Annotated in this window: 12 protein-coding genes and 1 pseudogene; 9 read left to right on the top strand and 4 right to left on the bottom strand. The window is 65.0% G+C overall.

The window, feature by feature from the left end; all coding sequences use genetic code 11:
* Positions 1-26: 26 nt before the first annotated feature.
* Positions 27-782 (bottom strand): annotated as a pseudogene (locus LR394_RS33295) (transposase family protein).
* Positions 783-934: 152 nt separating this feature from the next.
* The gene (locus LR394_RS33290; RefSeq protein WP_231448603.1) at positions 935-1531 is read right to left on the bottom strand and encodes a DUF6431 domain-containing protein; all 597 of its coding nucleotides are present in this window, start codon (positions 1529-1531) and stop codon (positions 935-937) included.
* A gap of 597 nt (positions 1532-2128) precedes the next feature.
* Here LR394_RS33290 and LR394_RS33285 point away from each other — a divergent pair.
* From LR394_RS33285 to LR394_RS33275, 3 genes are read left to right on the top strand one after another with little or no spacing between them, the layout of a single operon-like run.
* Positions 2129-3103, top strand: coding sequence for a hypothetical protein (locus LR394_RS33285; RefSeq protein ID WP_231448602.1), 975 nt, complete (start codon positions 2129-2131; stop codon positions 3101-3103).
* A gap of 24 nt (positions 3104-3127) precedes the next feature.
* Positions 3128-3721: a hypothetical protein gene (locus LR394_RS33280; RefSeq protein ID WP_231448601.1), complete on the top strand. Its 594-nt coding sequence runs from the start codon at positions 3128-3130 to the stop codon at positions 3719-3721.
* Positions 3714-4400 carry a hypothetical protein gene (locus tag LR394_RS33275; RefSeq protein ID WP_231448600.1) on the top strand — a complete coding sequence of 229 codons (687 nt, stop codon included), beginning with the start codon at positions 3714-3716 and terminating at the stop codon, positions 4398-4400. Before LR394_RS33280 ends, LR394_RS33275 begins: the two co-directional genes overlap by 8 nt.
* 444 nt (positions 4401-4844) lie before the next feature.
* Here LR394_RS33275 and LR394_RS33270 read toward each other — a convergent pair whose 3' ends face one another.
* Positions 4845-5303, bottom strand: a complete 459-nt coding sequence (locus LR394_RS33270; RefSeq protein ID WP_231448599.1) for a MarR family winged helix-turn-helix transcriptional regulator — start codon at positions 5301-5303, stop codon at positions 4845-4847.
* A gap of 100 nt (positions 5304-5403) precedes the next feature.
* Positions 5404-6048 carry a TetR/AcrR family transcriptional regulator gene (locus LR394_RS33265; protein ID WP_231448598.1) on the bottom strand — a complete coding sequence of 215 codons (645 nt, stop codon included), beginning with the start codon at positions 6046-6048 and terminating at the stop codon, positions 5404-5406.
* Between the two features lie 239 nt (positions 6049-6287).
* Between LR394_RS33265 and LR394_RS33260 the strand changes: the two genes are divergently transcribed.
* The 6 genes from LR394_RS33260 to LR394_RS33235 all read left to right on the top strand — a co-directional run bounded on the left by LR394_RS33260 (position 6288) and on the right by LR394_RS33235 (position 15917).
* Positions 6288-8297, top strand: a complete 2010-nt coding sequence (locus LR394_RS33260) for an ABC transporter permease (RefSeq protein WP_231448597.1) — start codon at positions 6288-6290, stop codon at positions 8295-8297.
* 58 nt (positions 8298-8355) lie between these two features.
* Positions 8356-9084, top strand: a complete 729-nt coding sequence (locus tag LR394_RS33255) for a phosphatase PAP2 family protein (RefSeq protein WP_231448596.1) — start codon at positions 8356-8358, stop codon at positions 9082-9084.
* Entirely contained in the window at positions 9075-9371 is a 297-nt protein-coding gene (locus LR394_RS33250; RefSeq protein ID WP_231448595.1) for a response regulator transcription factor, read from the top strand. Before LR394_RS33255 ends, LR394_RS33250 begins: the two co-directional genes overlap by 10 nt.
* A 277-nt stretch (positions 9372-9648) precedes the next feature.
* Positions 9649-9825, top strand: coding sequence for a hypothetical protein (locus tag LR394_RS33245; protein ID WP_231448594.1), 177 nt, complete (start codon positions 9649-9651; stop codon positions 9823-9825).
* A gap of 774 nt (positions 9826-10599) precedes the next feature.
* The gene (locus LR394_RS33240; RefSeq protein WP_231448593.1) at positions 10600-13119 is read left to right on the top strand and encodes a WD40 repeat domain-containing protein; all 2520 of its coding nucleotides are present in this window, start codon (positions 10600-10602) and stop codon (positions 13117-13119) included.
* Positions 13119-15917, top strand: coding sequence for a hypothetical protein (locus tag LR394_RS33235; RefSeq protein ID WP_231448592.1), 2799 nt, complete (start codon positions 13119-13121; stop codon positions 15915-15917). The genes LR394_RS33240 and LR394_RS33235 overlap by 1 nt, the downstream gene beginning before the upstream one ends.
* Positions 15918-16031: the final 114 nt, after the last annotated feature.

Genomic DNA, 16031 nt, shown 5'->3' with positions numbered 1-16031 from the left:
GAGTAGCCGCATCAAACAGACCGTGATCATGTCGTGCGGCCACCTTCGTGGTGGAGAAGAACGAGGGCTGCGGCGACGATGCCGCCGACGCGCCAGGGGCACCCGTGCCAGCGGCGTAAGGCCTTGAACGTTGTTTTCAGGACCGGGTTGACGGGTCACCCAGGGCCCGTACGGCACTGCGGAGGCTGTTGTGGGCCTTCTGGCTCATGGCCAGGCTGCCGCTCGCGGGTGTCTTGAACGGGAACAAGTAGCACGTCCTTTTCGCCTTCGTAGCCGGTCCGCCAGCGCCTTGTGCTCGGTGTCGAGCAGGTGCGCATCGGAGCGGGCCGCGGTGGTGTCGTGTTTGTTGCCTGGGCGTACGTTCGAGGTCCACAACGGCCAGCCCTCTGGCGCGGAGACGGCCTGAATGTTCCCGCCGTGACGGGCGTGCTTGCCCGACCACCACAGATCCACCCCGGGTGTGGGCCCGCGGGTGTGGATACGGTCGGTCTCGATCAGGGTCCCGTCCAGGATCACGTGCGTGTGACCGGCGGCCCGGGCTGGCGCGCGGCCAGCACCGTGATGCCCTCGCTCTGGTAGCTGTAGGCCGTCGAGACAGAGATCTTGTTGTCTCTGGCTAACACGATCATCCGGGTGTCGTCGATGAGCCACCGCAACACCAGAACCGCTTGCCAGTAGGGAGTTAAAGCCCTTGCGCCCGAACGTGTGCCACACCGATCACGTCCGGCGGCCAGTGAGACGGACAGGAACAGCACGAGGCCCTGTTCGGCGGCGTTGAACATGCCGACGTAGACGTCGTTCAGGATGCCGATGAAAATGGCTGTCTTGTCGGCAGGGCGACGGGCTGGTCGGCTTGGTGATGGTGCCGATGTGGGTTCGTCGGCATGGTGGTGGCAGTCTCCGGGCGTGAGAGGGCGCCGGACGGCTGGGGTCGTTATCCGGGAGTGGCTGGTGGGATCAGGCGTCCGTCGGTGATGGCCCCGATGAGCGCCGGGCGGTGGTGGCCGGTCGAGGGCGTTCGGGCTGTGATGGCGGCGATGCAGGCGCCGATCATGGTCAGGGCCTGGCGTAGCGGACTGGCGTTGACGGTGTCTCGGTCGTGGGCCAGGGCGTTGAAGATGTCTGCGCGGAGTTCGATGAGCAGCCGGGCTGCCTGGTGGTAGAGGCGTGTGGCGTGCGCGGGCCGGCCTGCCCGCAGCCATCGGCGGACGGTGGACTCAGGCCGTCCCAGTGTGGCGGCGATCCGGCGTCGCCCGTGCCCGAAGACGCTGGCGTGCAGAGCGTTTGCGATGACCTCGGTGGCGTCGGCGCGGCGCGGCTGGCATGTGGACGGCAGGAGCACATGTGTGCGGGAGCAGTGGCGGCAGCGGGCGCGTCGGGGCCGGATCAGCAGGTCTGGGCCGCTCAGTTGCCGGATGCGGCGTGCTCGTGCGTGCGACCAGGCCTGCAGGCTCGCGCCGCAGGAGGGGCAGGCCAGGCGGCCGGCCCGCAGGTCTGACTCGGCCTGCTGAGGGTCCACAACGATGATCACCGGGTCGGGCTCCTGTCACGGTTGACCACCCTTGCCTACCAGAGGCCGGCACGGGCAGGGGTCATCTCGTGTTGATCGCCGACGGGCCAAGGTCATTTCGGGCCCTCGGGTCGGTCCGGACCGAGACCGGCAGGGCGCCGACAGCCTCGGCGGTGGATCGAGTGGGCATCAGGTCGTGGTCGTGTCTGTCGGCACGGTGGCGGTGCCGATCAAGGGGTTCGGCAGTCGGCATCTTCGATGACGGAAACCCCTCGTTGGTCGGCTTCCTCAGCGACGCCTGACAAGGCCCTCGGATACCTCGAGAAACCCCTTCACATAAGACGCTCATCTACGCGCGGGATCTCTGTGACAGACACCGTGAGAGGTTCCATCCTATCGAGGTTCCGCGGCCTGAATCGGGCAGCCACGCCGCACCTCGCCGAAGATCACTGCGAGCTCGCCGTTCAGCGCGATCAAACTGCTCCGAGTCGCCACCCGTTACTCGGAATGGATCCTTGCTTAGATGACGACTAGCTGTGAGTGCAATGATACGTGCGTCACGCTTTCAACGCCTTAGAAAGTATTCGTTTCATATGGGAAATCTGTGATCATGATCCCGTGAAATCGAGTCATCCGGAACACATCACCCGCCTGACCGCAGGTCTGCGCACTGTAGCGGTGCCGGTCACCGCTGCTCTGGTACTGACCGCTCTGGGGGGCACGTCGGCATCGGCGTCCGACCACGCGTTCACGCAGAACAGCGCCGGGGTCGCTGCCCTAAGTGCCACCAAGCCGCTTGAAGACTTGGGGTTTGACACCGAGGGTATGACCGGTGAGGAGATCGTCGCCGAAGGCCTGGAGCAGGAAGGGCTTGAGGCTGGGTCGGTCGAAATCGGTCTGGACGAGATCCAGGTCGAAGCTGAGGCACAGGCCGCTAATGACCCGTATGCGATCGATCTGCGACTGGACCCCGAGACTGCGCATGGGACCGTCACGGTCACCGACGCCGTTAGTGGGCGAACGGTGACCTCCACCTACGACATCGACGTTGAGACGTCGACTCCTGAGCGTACGGTCTTCACCCTGGCTGACACGGACACGGGACGGACCTACGACTACGACTCGGCCACGGCCCAGGAGTCCATCCCAGGACCGGCTTTCGCGATCCCCATTGCTTTCGTCGGAATCTCGGCGGCGACCATGCTCTACTACATGGCCATTGGTGCTGCGATCGTGATCGGCGGTATTGCAGCCCTCGAGGCGGGTCGGGCGGTCGGCCGGATCATCGACGAGAACAAGAAGCGTTCACAGGACAAGAAGCGCTACCACTACCCGGCCAAGGTCCAGAACAACAAGGTATACATCAGCGGACGTGGACTCACCGCGTCGGCGGCCGTGGCGCGGGGTAAGAAGAGCCAGGACGTGTGGTCCACGACAAAAGCTCGGGCCAAATCCATCGCCAAGGGCGTCAAGGGCGGGTTGAACCCGGTGCGCGAAGAGGTTCACGGCGGCGCCGGGTCTGGCCACATGTGGCACTACCATCCCAATGGGCGCACGCCGCACATGCATTCGTTCTATGGTCGTGCCCTTTAGAGCATCCTCGCGATCGGAACCGTGATGACCACTGCTGACTCCGCCGCCGAGCAGGCGCAGGCTCGTGACTACTACCAGGTGCCCGACGCGTCGACCGTCGCAGACGCCGTCCGTCTCCTGAAGTCCTGGGGGGCCGAGCCGATGCCGGTCGGCACCCAGGAGGGCAGCTTCTTCGACGAGTACGTCGAGGAGGACCTGGTGGTGTTCCAAGCACGGATCACGGATCAGGAGTTCATCTCGGCGCATATCACCGCTCTTGAGGTCGAGGGGTTTGGCGACGGGGACGAGTCCGACGACGATCCCGAGGACGAGTCCGGCATCGTCGTGATCCTCGAGCGCAGTCGTGATGACGCCACCAAGGTCGGGAACTTCAGGGTTCATGGTCCTGGGCAATGGGTTCGTGAGGCGTTGTGGGCTGCGACCGGGGTGGTTCCGAGGGATCCGGTCGATGCGACCTCGGACCTGTACAGGCGGGCGGTGGAGGCGGAGCATCCAGGAAGGTGGGATGCTCCGGTTCCGATGTACCTCCGCTTGGGACGGTTCTGGCCCCGCTACGTGGCCTTCATGCGACCTCGCTGGCGGCGCGCACGGCGGTCCTACCTAGCAGACCGTGCCTGACCCCGCCGGGCAGTCGCGCAGCGGGATCGAGGAGAGCGACGGCAACTTCGATCCCGCTCTGCGACTCAGGGTGGACCTAGTCGCAACCGTAACGGCAGGCAAGGTTCGTCTCGCCTCGTACGGTGAGACCTGGCGAGCGCTGACGCTTTGGATGCTCGGTACTGCCGTCCGTAACTGGCCCACCTGGGGGCTGGTAGTCGGTACCGGAGCCCTCGTGTGGTTCGCTGACGTAGCGTTGTTCGGGCGATACTTTCCCGCACTGCCGTTCCTGACAATTGCCGCCGGTCTCTTGGCCCTGGCGGTCACGCTGTACTGGCCGGTCATGACGGCCGCGACGGCTTACGTCTTCTTCGATCGCCGCAGTGTCCTCCTTATCGATGACGCCGGCAGCGCGTTGATCGGTCTTCGTGTAAAGGGGGACGAAGACCAGGTCGAGTTAAGTTTGCATTCCCACATCGCCCGGCGGGTCGGTGCAGGGCAGGGCCGACGACTGAGGGAAGAGCTGGTCCAGAATCTACCCTCGCTCTTGGCGCGGCATCCGGGGGCTGTCGTTCGATTCGGTGCTCAGAACGAGCGTCTGGCCGAGGTCTACGCCGAAGAGCTAGCGGCAGCGCTGCCCCCTTCGGACGGCTGGCAACTCTACCGGACAGGGCTCAAAGGCGAGGTCCGCCGCGGCTGAGGACGGTTGCTGTCCAGGACAACTGAGCCCATTCCAACCTGCGTCAGCGGTTAACCCAGGTCTTTCAAGAAGTTTCGGGCGAGGGCTCCTGAGGTGGAATCGGTTTCGTTTGGCAGGGGTATTCGGCGTTGGACGGTGAATGCTCCGGGCCGGGCCGGTCGCGTAAACGAGTTCTGGCACAAATTGTGTGATCTTGTAGCGGTGCGTTACAGATTTCATGATCGTCTAGCCGTGAGCATGGGCCTCCATGGGCCTCGGGAACCGATACGGGGGACTGTCCCAGTGATCGGCGGCCAGCGTGACGTCACTCGAGCTGATCTTCAGATCGCTGGTCATCCGGGCAGGGCCTTCCGATCGGAGACGATGTGGTCCACCGGCCCGCTCTGGAAACGCGGGCCGTCCCACTGCCTCGTCGAAAAGCTCCCTATGTCGCATCGGCAGCGATCAGTTCTGCGGGTGGCGCGGCCAGTGCCGCCCCGTGCGCTTCTCGAGCTCCAGGTTGAATCGCTCCAGGTAGCAGCCGAACTCGGTGACATCGTGATCGGACCAGGTGGACATGACCTGGTCGAGCACGGCGACGACGATCTCGTGCTGGGAGTCCAGCGCACTCTGCCCGGCCGGGGTCAGCCCGAACCGGCGGGCGATGCACTCGTTCGTCGCCGGAAGCCGTTCCAGCAGGCCTTGGCGCAGCGCGCTCGCGGTCTGCCGGTTCAACGTCGAGACATCGAGGCCGAAGGCGGCGCTGAGCTCACCGATCGTCATCGGGCCCTGATCGTGGATCCGGCTCAGGATGATGAAGATGCTGCGGTCCAGGTGCCCAGGACGGTTCACCGGCGAGAGCGCGTACCGGTGCAGGAGGACCTGCTCGAACGCGATCTTCTCCGACCGCCCTGCCCTGTTCACTGCTGCCCTCTCGGTCGGCAAACTGCGCGAGCCCATGCCCGCAGAATGCGCGTTCACCTTAACGGCCGGCCCGCAGCAGGAGTTCCTGGGGTCGACCGGCTCAGAGCTCGTCGGCGCCGAGTGGAGCGGAGCCGACGGGATTCGTCACCGGAGCGCTGAGCATGCCCGCGATGGCGTCGGCCAGGAACGAGCCGACCTCCGGCCAGCAGGGTTCGATCCCCTCCCGTTCCGTCTTCGCCTCGTACTCGGCCGTGGTGCTGAGCACCAGCCGGGAGATCAGGATCGCGCGGCCCTGCACCACCGAACGGTCCAGATGGGAAAGCCTTTCGGTGAGCGACCGGACACGTTGCCCGAAGACCGTGGAGGAGGTGAGCAACTCGCGCTTGAGCTCGCGCAGGCCTGGTTCGTGCATCGACTGGGCGGTGAAGCGGGCCCGCCAGCTCGGCCGGGGAAGCGTGGCGAGCATGCTGATCGACGGCATGACCAGAGTGCGGATGTCGCCGAGGATGGTGTCCTCCTCGGCCGGGGACTGGATCCGGATCGCCTCCACCGCGTTGGTGTGCCGTTCCAGGAGCGCGCGCAGTAGCCCGTCGCGGTCGCCGAAGTAGTAGCGAACTGCCGAGTGGTTGGTGTTGCCGGCCTCGTCGGCCACCCTGCGGTCGGACACCGAGGCCACTCCGTGCTGAGCGAACAGTCTTTCGGCGGTGTCCAGTAATGCCGTGCGCGCGGCCTCCGACCTGGCCAACTCCGGATCTCCTTGCCTCGGTCCTGTTTTCTGGGGCCTCAACCTAGCCGACCGGCATCTGGAACGGCCGTTCGACCGGGCTTTTGTAAGTCACGCGACTTAAGCTACCGTCTAAGTCACATGACTTATAGACGCTTGTGGAGACCTTTGTGGATGCAGTAGCCGACACGTCCGGTGGTGCCGTTGCACCGGGAAGTGATGCGGACAGTGCCAGCCGGAAGGAGCACATCGTCCGCACCGTGTTCCTCTTCGTGATCCCGTTCCTGATGATCACGATGATGTTCGCGACCTACATGGGCACGATGCACTCCCCGCATCCGCGGGACCTGCCCGTGGCGGTGATCGGCAACGGTGCCGAGGCCGAGTCGATCAAGGACGCTCTGAGCGGCGATGCGGTCGAGGCCCGTTCGGTGCCCACTCGCGAAGCAGCCGTCGATCTCCTGCGTGATCAGGAGATCGTGGCCGCTCTCCAGCCTCCGGCGAACTCCGGAGAGCCGGCGGCGATTCTCACCGCCAGTGCAGCGGGAGCCTCCCAGGCGGCAACGGCTCGCCAGCTCCTGACCCCGGTGGCCGTCGCGGCGAACTGGACCGTGGTCTCGGACGAGGTGGCGCCGCTGCCCGACGGTGATCAGGCCGGGATCTCGGTGATGTTCGCGGCGATGGGCATGATGCTGGCCGGGTACGTGCCGCTGAGCATCATGCTGCAGAACAGCCCGCAGTTGCTGCGCCTGCGCCGGTTCCTGCCGGTGATGCTGGGCTGGGCCGTGGCGACCAGCACGATCATCTGGCTGATCCAGGGGCCGATCGTCGGCGCGATCGACGGGCACTACCTGGTCTACCTGGGGGTGGGCCTGCTCGCCACCAGCGCGGTCGGGCTGGCCCAGCTGTTGTTCAGCAAGATCCTGGGGCCGTTGGCCGTACTGCTGGGCATGCTGTTGTGGGTCTCGTTCGGCATGCCCTCGTCCAACCTGGCCATGTCGATCCACACCATGCCGGAGTTCTTCCAGTTCCTGCACGGTGTGCTCCCGCTGCCGGCCGCGGGTGAAGCTCTGCGCGCAGCCCTGTACTTCGACGGTCGGGGAGTGGGCGCCCATCTGGCCGTTCTCGGGGTCTGGATCGCCGCGTCCATCGTTCTGATTCTTCTTCGCGAGCGCAGCGCCTCGGGCAAGACCGCCCCGGGGGCCCCGCCGTTGGACGCCGAACTCCCGGCCCTGGCCGGTGGGCCGATCCGCTCCAAGCGGTTCCGCTACGCCACCCTCGTCGCCTTCCCGCTGTCCATCCTGGTCGTGGTGGTGGGCCTGATGAGTTTCGCGATGCACAAACCCACGCCGCACGACATTCCGGTGGTCGTGATCGGGACCGGCGCGGAACAGACTGCGGCGGGCCTGAACGCGCAGATGGACAAGATTCTGGACGTCAAGGTCGCGGACTCGGTCGATCAGGCGGTCGAGGACATCCGGGCCCAGGAGATCGTGGCCGCCTTCGAACTGCCCACCTCCGCCCAGGGGCCCGCGACGTTGTACTCCTCCTCCGCGGCCGGGTCGAGTCAGCAGATGATGGTGCAGGCCATTTTCGGCCAGATCGCCGCGGCGCAGCAGATGCAGTTGCAGACCGACGACGTCACACCGCTGCACGACAGCGACACCATGGGCAGTAACAGCATGTACGTGGGCATGTCGTGGATCATGTCCGGCTTCCTGCTGCTGGCCGTGCTGCGTGGGGGAGCGCCGCATCTTCGTCGCTTCCGGCAGTTCCTGCCGCACCTGGCCGGCTGGGCGATCGGGATGTCGGTGTGGCTGTGGTTCCTGTTCGACGTGCTGATCGGTGCGGTCAGCGCACCGGTCGGGCAGCTGATCGGCTTCGGCGCGATCACGATCTTCTCGGTCTCGCTGGCGACTGCGGTGTTCACCCGGCTCTTCGGGATCGCGGCCATCGTGCCGGTGATGGTGGTGCTGATGATGGCCGGGGTCCCGGCTTCCGGCGGCGGCCTGTCGCTGTACATGGTTCCGGAGTTCTTCCGGTCGCTGCACGATGTGCTGCCGCTCGCCGCTGCGGTCGACATCGCCCGTTCGCTGGTCTATTTCGACGGCGTCGGCACCGGGCAGAACCTGGCCACCCTCGGGATCTGGGCTGCTGCCGGGGTGGTGCTCAACGTGCTGGTGGACCAGTACCTCGAGCGGCGTGAACAGGCTCAGGAGGGCCGGGCCGAGATCGCTGAGCAGGACCAGGAGTTGGCTGCAAGAGTGTGACCGCACCGTCGCTCGCCCCGGTGCGTGGGGCGGGCGACGGCTGTCCCCGAGGTGAACCATGAAACACCCTGTCGCGGTGACCTTGCGGCTGGAATCCAGGCCCGGCCTGAGCCCTGTTCTGCGGGAATTCGTTCTGATCGCGGGGCTGTTCGGGCTCTACAAGCTGGGCCGGTCACTGGCCCAGGGCAAGGAGCCGCTAGCGTTTCAGAACGCCCAGCTGATCCGCGGGCTGGAGGCAGCCCTGCACCTGCCCTCAGAGGCCTGGCTGCAGTCGCTGGTACCTTCGGCCGGAGCCTTCACGACGCTGAACGTGTACTACGTGGGTGTCCACTTCCCGCTGATGATCGCCTTCCTCCTGTGGGGATTCTTCGGCCGTCCCCAGCCGGAGTACCGCTGGGCCCGGAATCTGCTGATCGTGCAGACCGGCCTGGCCCTGGTCGTGCACCTGCTCTTCCCGCTCGCCCCGCCGAGAATGTTCCCGCAGTGGGGCTTTCTCGACTCAATGACGGTCTACGGGCCATCCGCCTACGACGGACCCAGCGCCGGTGTGGCGAATCAGTTCGCCGCGATGCCCAGCCTGCACATCGGCTGGGCGGTGCTCATCGCCTACGTCGTGGTGCGCACCGGACCCCGCTGGATCGCGATCCCGGCCGTGCTGCACGCCCTGTTCACGGTGGCAGTCGTGGTTCTCACCGCGAACCACTGGTGGCTCGACGGGGTGGCCGGGACCGGTCTCCTGCTCATGGCCGTGGCCGTTGTGCGGCCTGCGCCCGGCCGATGGACGTGAATCCGGTGCCGGTGCGCCGCGGTCCCCGCACGTCGCAGGCGATGCTGGTGCCGGGTGGGCCGGCCGAACGGATCGCGATCCTCTCGCCGCGCGAACGCGAGGCGGTCCGGCTGGTCGCCGAAGGGCTGAGCAATGCCGAGATCACGCAACGGCTGGTGATCAGCCCGGCCACCGCGAAGGCGCATGTCAATCGGGCGCTGCGCAAGTGCGGGTGCCGGGACCGGGCCCAGCTGGTGATCCTGGCCTACGAGGGCGGGCTGGTGAAGGTCGGTGGCCGCACAGGGTAGGCCGGCGGGTTGCGGCAATGCAGGAATGTGGTCCGGCAATTGGGTTGCGGGCTCTGAAAGGGGGTTCGGTTGGCTGCGGTGGCTTCTCCCGGCCTACGGGTTCGTTGGCCACTGGCGCCTGCTGCGGATCGTGACCGGTTGGGCTGAAGCGGATTCCCGCAGGATTTCGTTCGTCTCATTTTTCCCTCATCTTTTCTGATTAGTCTCCGGCGGTACGCAATGGATCGGGCGTCTGGTAGGCCTTTGTTCATCTGTGGTTCATCAACGGGGAGGGATTGTGGCTCTGACCTGGCCGGCATCAGGGGGTATCGCCTCGCAGCGCCAGCGGCTGCAGGACGACGCGGCGCAGGACGGCCTGTCCGGGGCGCTTGCCCGAGGCCTGTCCTGGCTGCCGCTGACCAGCCTGCTGCTGGTCGGCAGTGGCCGCGATGTTGCGCAGCATTGCCGAGGCTGACGTCAGCTCCCTGAGTATCCGCGAGCCGGACCTGGAAGAGATCTTCCTGGGCTACTACGGCGAGGCGGCACCGCGATGACGATCCGGGAACAGCCTTCGCGGGTGTCGGCCAGGCCGCCGGCCCAGGGCGTTTCCGGCCGGCCCTTGGCTCTGGCGCCTTACCGACCAGTCATGCACCACGGTGATTCGCGCATGGCCTCATCGCCTACGGATCGCAGTATTCGAGGTGATAACACTGTTCCGGCAACGCACTTGGCGCAGGCCGTGCCTGCTCCGGGGGTATCGGCACCTCCCAGGTGGCCACTCGCCACCAGCCCCTTTAGCCACCCGCTGATTCCGGCCGCCGCGCCGGGCTCCGGCTTCCGCGCAGCCCGAGATGCGCCAAGGGTGTCAATCGTTGTCACCTTCGAACGCAGTGGTGAGTTGGTACGGTCGACCGTTGCCCTGGGAACGCCTCAGCACCTGATCAAGCCGTCGGTGGTCGTCCGTCGACTCTCCACTGCGAGGCATGGAAGGACCTGGCTGAGGAGCGCTTCTGAGGTAGAGCACTAAAAGGCCCTCTCTGTTGACGATTTGCCCGATATAGTCGTTCACCCTTGGTAAGGGTTCAATCGGGGGAATCTCATGTCGACCGAGAGAGAGCCGTCACTACCGGCTAGCGTCCGGATCATCGATCTGACGAATGGTGCGGCAGACCGGCCGGCCGAGCGATTCAGGCAGCACCTTCGGCAACAGGGCCTTGCCATCCACGACGTGACCGAGTCAGGTCCCGCCGTGGAGCTGACACTGCTGATCGTCGCCGACGATTCCCTCGTCCCCGATGACATTGTCGCGCCTGATCAAGTTTTCGTTCCGGTGGTCTTCGCGGATGATGAGAAGAATCCGAAGGGGTCGATGTCGGAACTGAGAATTCCCGAGAACGGATACGAGGCTGCCGCGGCCAAGGTTGCGATGCTTGCCCGGGCGGGGGTGGCCCGGGTCGAGGACCTCAACCGTGTCCTGAGGCAGGCCCAGCGCTGGGAGGAGAACGGCAGGAGGTCGGCTGACCTCCTGCGCGGCAGGCCCCTTGCCATCGCCGAGGACCTACCTGACCTGGCTCTGGCAGCGATTCCGGATCGGCACCCCCTGATCAGGCGTTACGTGTCGGAAAGCAGCAGCGTGCACCGTCGGCATCGCCGGCGAAACTACTTGCTCGTCCTCGGCGTGGTGCTGGTACTCATGGTGACTAGCGCTGTTCTCCTGATCGAGCGCTCTCGCGCCGAGACGTCCGCTGCGCGGGCTCAGCGAGAAGCCGCCGTGTCCGGCGGCGCCCAGCTCGCTCGAAAGGCCAAAGAGGCTCTAGAGCAGGGTGAACCGGATATTCCGAGTCTCCTGGCCGACGCAGCCCTCCAACTCGACCCCAGCCCGGGCACGACCTCTCTGGCCCGCGAGATCCTGGCAGCCAGCCCTCCCCACACTTCTACGAAGTTGCCGGGGACCGCGCAGGCGCTCGCAGCTTCTCGCTCCGGGAACGTCATAGCGGTGGCGTATGAGGACGGAACAGCCGCCCTCTACAACTCGGCTGGGAGCATGATGCGGAACCTGCCTGCTGAGCCCGGGAACCGGCCTGTTCGGCCAGCGGTTTCTGACGACGGTCACCGGGTGGCGCTGGTCGGCACTCGACTACGGGTCTGGCACGACGATGCTCTGACCTCGGCAGATCTCCCGACCTCTCTCCAAGGCGCTGTGCCGATCTGGGCCGGAGACGATCTGGTTCTGAGCGCTCCAGGCCGTTCGGGTATCTGGGAGGACGGGCGTCTGAGTAGGCCGCCCGGATGGGGAACCCCACCTCCGGTTGTCGGTGCAGCGGCTGACATCGACATCAGCCCAGACGGCAACCGGGTCGCCATCGGCGGCTCCACAGGGGTCTGGATAGGGGAGCTCGGCAGTGGCCGCCGCCTCTACTCCAGCCGACAGCCGGAGGTGGCCGGGGTGACATTTACCCCAGACGGTCAGCGACTGTTCGTCCAATCGGACTCTGGTGAAGACAGCTTCACCGTCGTCTTGCTGAAAGACAGCAAGCCATCCATCGACTATGCACCGGGCCGGGCCACGTTTGCTCCTGGACCCGATAGTTCGCTCCTGGCGTTGGCTATCGGTGGCATTTGCTTCTTCGCGCCGCCAGCGCAGGAACTTTCGCCGTGTCTTCGCCTTTCTCAGGGCGGCGCGCCTCTGGTGGCTGTGGTGGGGGAGTCCCATATGGTGACCGCTGGAACTGATTCCTACCTCAGGATCTGGAGCAAGATCAGCTCTCCGGCTTATCCCGATGTGGAGGCCTCGAAGGGCATAGACGCCTTCGTGCCTGCAGCATCCCGGCGTTCGGCCACCCGATCTCGCCTGGGGGTCGATCCAACGGCGGGAACAGCGACCTTCTACGGGCAGACCGCTGGTGAATTGGCCGGAGTGACTCTCTCACCCCTCCGGTTGGTTTCCCGGGGATTCATGAAGCTGCCGGACTTCAATCAGGTCACCGTCTCCGTACGCGGAGATCACGTCGCCCAGTTGTGGTCGGGCCAGCTTAGTGTGTACGGGATGCCGTCAGGCGACCGTGAATGGTCCACCACGGACGTCCAGGGTCGGGCTGACCCAGTAGTCGGTCAAGGAGTCCTCTTGGCCCTGAGCGATGACGGGACAACGGCGGTCGCTGCCGGCGATTCCTTCGCCCAGATATGGCGGGCTGACGGAGGTAGCGCGGTCCTGAAGACCGACGGATCGCCACCAACCTCGATCCTCATCGACGCAGACAACGGCGTGTCGGTGGTGACCAGCAACGGATCGGTGGTGGACGAGGATGGACGTGCGAAACCGGCCCCCGGCGGTGCGAATCTGGCCGCCGCGCGTGCGGCGGACGGTACTACCGTCTACCTGGCCAGTTCCGGACAGCTCATCGTCGAAAACGGCGATTCCGAGGTCACGGTTGCAGAGATTCCCACCGAGCTCTCCGCCTACGCTCTGAAGGTCTCCGCCGACGCGAGCCTGGTGGCCGTCTTCGGCGACAGGCAGGCTCGGGTGCTCAGCACTGCCACTGGTGAGGTCTTGTTGCAGGCACACGGCTCCTCGACTTCCAACACGGTTCAGGACGTGGGGTTCCTCGGAAATGACAAGGTCCTGCTGCTGGAACGGGCCGGAGGCCTGATCGAGCGTCAGTTGGAGTCGGACGAAGCATTCCGAAGGCGCTTTCATGCTCAGATACCTCGCGAACTCACCGCTGCGGAGATCACTGCTCTGGACGTCCCGGTCGCCGGATTGCCCTGATGCATAACATCTTTCTCTGCTACGCCAACTTACGACTCGTCGAGGCTCGGCAGTTGCGGCAAGACCTCGTGCAGCTCGGGCAGAGCGTCTGGATGGACAAACCCAGTTCTCTGTCGGATAGAGAAACCTCCATCGAGGCGCTCGGACTGCCTCCTGGTCTCCAGCATCAAAAGGTCATCTTCGAGGCGATCGCCGAGAGTGCCGCGTTTCTCGTGCACGACAGCCTTCCACTCCGCAACTCGTCCTACTGCACCAGCGAATTCGAGTATGCCCGCCGACTGGGAATCCGTGTCGCCGTCATCACTGATCCGCTCCTGCCGGACGATCATTGGGACTGGTCGTGGGTGATGCGGGCTGATCGGGAAGCACTTCAGGCGCTTACCGATCTTCTTGATGAGCGCCTCGATCTGGCACTCGCCCATCTTCGTCTGAGCGCAGAGATGGATCGGGGGAGTGCGGAGCAGACCTCCCGGGTCAGGCGGGTGCTGTCACCGGCGGCCCGGCACCGCTTGGCAGATGCCAAGATGCTGCTTGCCGCCGAGGTCGCCTTGAACGCACCGAGGATCAGCGATGCCCAGAGGGGCCACGCGCTCCGGGTCGTCGATCATGAACGGTCCCGGATCCAGGACCGTCGGCGTCTGGGGATTGCAGCTGTTGGACTAATTCTGGCGGCTGTGGTCGGCACCTTGTTCTTCCTTCGGGCTGAGGGACGCCACCAGGACGAAGCCCGGAGCGATCAGGCCCGGGCATCGTCGCTGAGATTCGCCAGGCAAGCCACCGACCTCCTCGGATCGGATACCGAGGCGGCTCTCACCGCAGCACGGCATGCCTTGTCGCTCGACAACAAGGTCACAACGCGAGAAACGTTGCAGAGGGTGTTGTCCAGGCGGGAAATCTCTGTGCTTCGGCCAATCCCCATTCGAAACTACAGTTCGGGAGCGGTGTCAGCGGACGGTTCCCGACTGGTCTTCAACTATGGCCGGGGACTGGTTGTCCTGGACGCATCGGGTACGCTGCTCGGTGATCTGCCCCTGAGCAGTCCGATCGGTTCCCAGCAGGTGACGTTCGTGAGTCCCACCCAGGTTCTGGCCGTCCTCCGTGATTCCGGGCGCCTCGTGTCGATCGATCTCGGGACCGAGGCAGTCACCCAGCTCTCCGATCGAGAGGTCACCGCCTTCGCCCAAGGTTCCGAGGGGCGAATCTGGTGGGCTGACGAGGAGGGGACCGTGGGCTTTGTCGACAGCTCAGGCGAGGAAGTCCCGGTTCTGGGTGATCAGGGCACGGTCCTGGCTCTCGAACCTGGGCCAGAGCTCCTGACCCTGCTGACCGACGACGATGTGGTCCGCCGCTTCAGCGTCCAGGGGGAACAGTTGACCCTCACATGGGAGACGGATCTAGCCACGATCCGCACCCCACCGGCAAGAACCGAGAGCCCGGACAGCCCAGAGATGTGGCGTACAGTGCGAAATCTCGGGCAAATCGAGAGCGTTCGCAACTCCCTCAGAGCACCGATGCTGTTGCCATGCGGCGACCGGACCCAGGTCATGCTCAGTCGTCGCCAGAGCCTTTGGCAGACGGTGCACGTCGAACTTGATGCTCAGGGCCGTCCCACATCACCGTTCTCGAGCGGAAGTTCCATGTGGGGCGCTGCTTGTCTGCCCACCGGGAATGCTTTCGGCATCGGTATCATGAATCGTGCGGTTACGTCTCTCCCGAGCTCTGGTTGGGTTCCTGTGGGTGTCAGTAGGCCATCGGATTCGAACGCCTTCTCGACAGTCGCCACGCGCGACGGGGGTTCTCCGGTAGCCATCGCCTACAGCAGCGGACGCATCGAGATCCTCGCGCAGGGCGCACCGCTCTCTCGCTCTGTCGGGGGAGCGATGAGCGCAGCAGTTCTGCCCGGCGATCAGGTTCTCCTCCAAATGCTGAACGGTGACCTCTTCGCGGTCTCTCTCGACAGCCGTGTCCCCGCAACCGCTGTCGGGCACCTCGCCGATCCGCTGTCACCACTCGTTGTTGCAACAAGCAGAGGGGCGATCGGGTTCGCCGGCAACGCCGTCCACCAGTTGGGACCAAAGGGCATCATCCGAACCTGGCCCCAGGGAGGTGCTGTCAAAGGCATCACCTCGACTGCTGAGGGAGATCGTGTGGTCGCTACTCTTGCTGATAGGAGTCTGAAAGTCATTGATCTGGCCGACGGCCACCAGACTTCCCTGTCCAGCCCCGACACACCTGCGGGCGATGTGCTGACGAGCGTAGCGATGGACGGCGACCACTTCTACGGGATCACGGATCGGGGGACAGTGATCCACGCGGCCGCCACCGATGGTCGGCTACTGCGGAGCATCGAGGGTGTAGCCACCAGTGTCTGCGTGACTCCGCAACACAGGGTCGTTGTCGTTGGAAGCGATGGTTCGGTCCGCCTCTTCTCCAGCAGCCTGGAACAGGAGGCCATCAAAGAAGTCTCTGCGCAACCACAGTCGCTGCAATGCAACCGCCTGACCGGTGACGTGATGGTCCAAGCGGAACTGGGCGCGGTCGCCCTTTCCGGGCGCAATCTCGAACTTCGTCAAGTGGTTCCCGATGCCCGGGGAGAGCTACAGATTTCCCCAGAGGGGACCCGAGCTATCAGCTTCGTACCCTTCGAGCGCTCACACAGCGGTACGGTGGTGGACATGACCACGCTGCGAAGCAGGGCATCGAAAGGCGATCCGGTTCCTGCTCCCGGAGCAATCTCCATCTCGTCCGAGACGCAAGACACCTTGGCCCAGTTGGCGACCTGGCGCCCTTTGGGGTGATGGATCCTGAATCTGCAAGCTGGGCTTACCCTGCAATGACGGGAAGGGCTACAGGCTGAGTTCACCAAACTGCGGATTCATCGGGATGCCCTCAAAGGAAACGTCATCCGGACC

The sequence above is a fragment of the Kineosporia babensis genome (genome assembly GCF_021129305.1).
GTDB classification, from domain to species: domain Bacteria; phylum Actinomycetota; class Actinomycetes; order Actinomycetales; family Kineosporiaceae; genus Kineosporia; species Kineosporia babensis.
The sequence above is the reverse complement of the archived record's forward strand: the minus strand, read 5'-3'. Positions and strand labels throughout refer to the sequence as shown.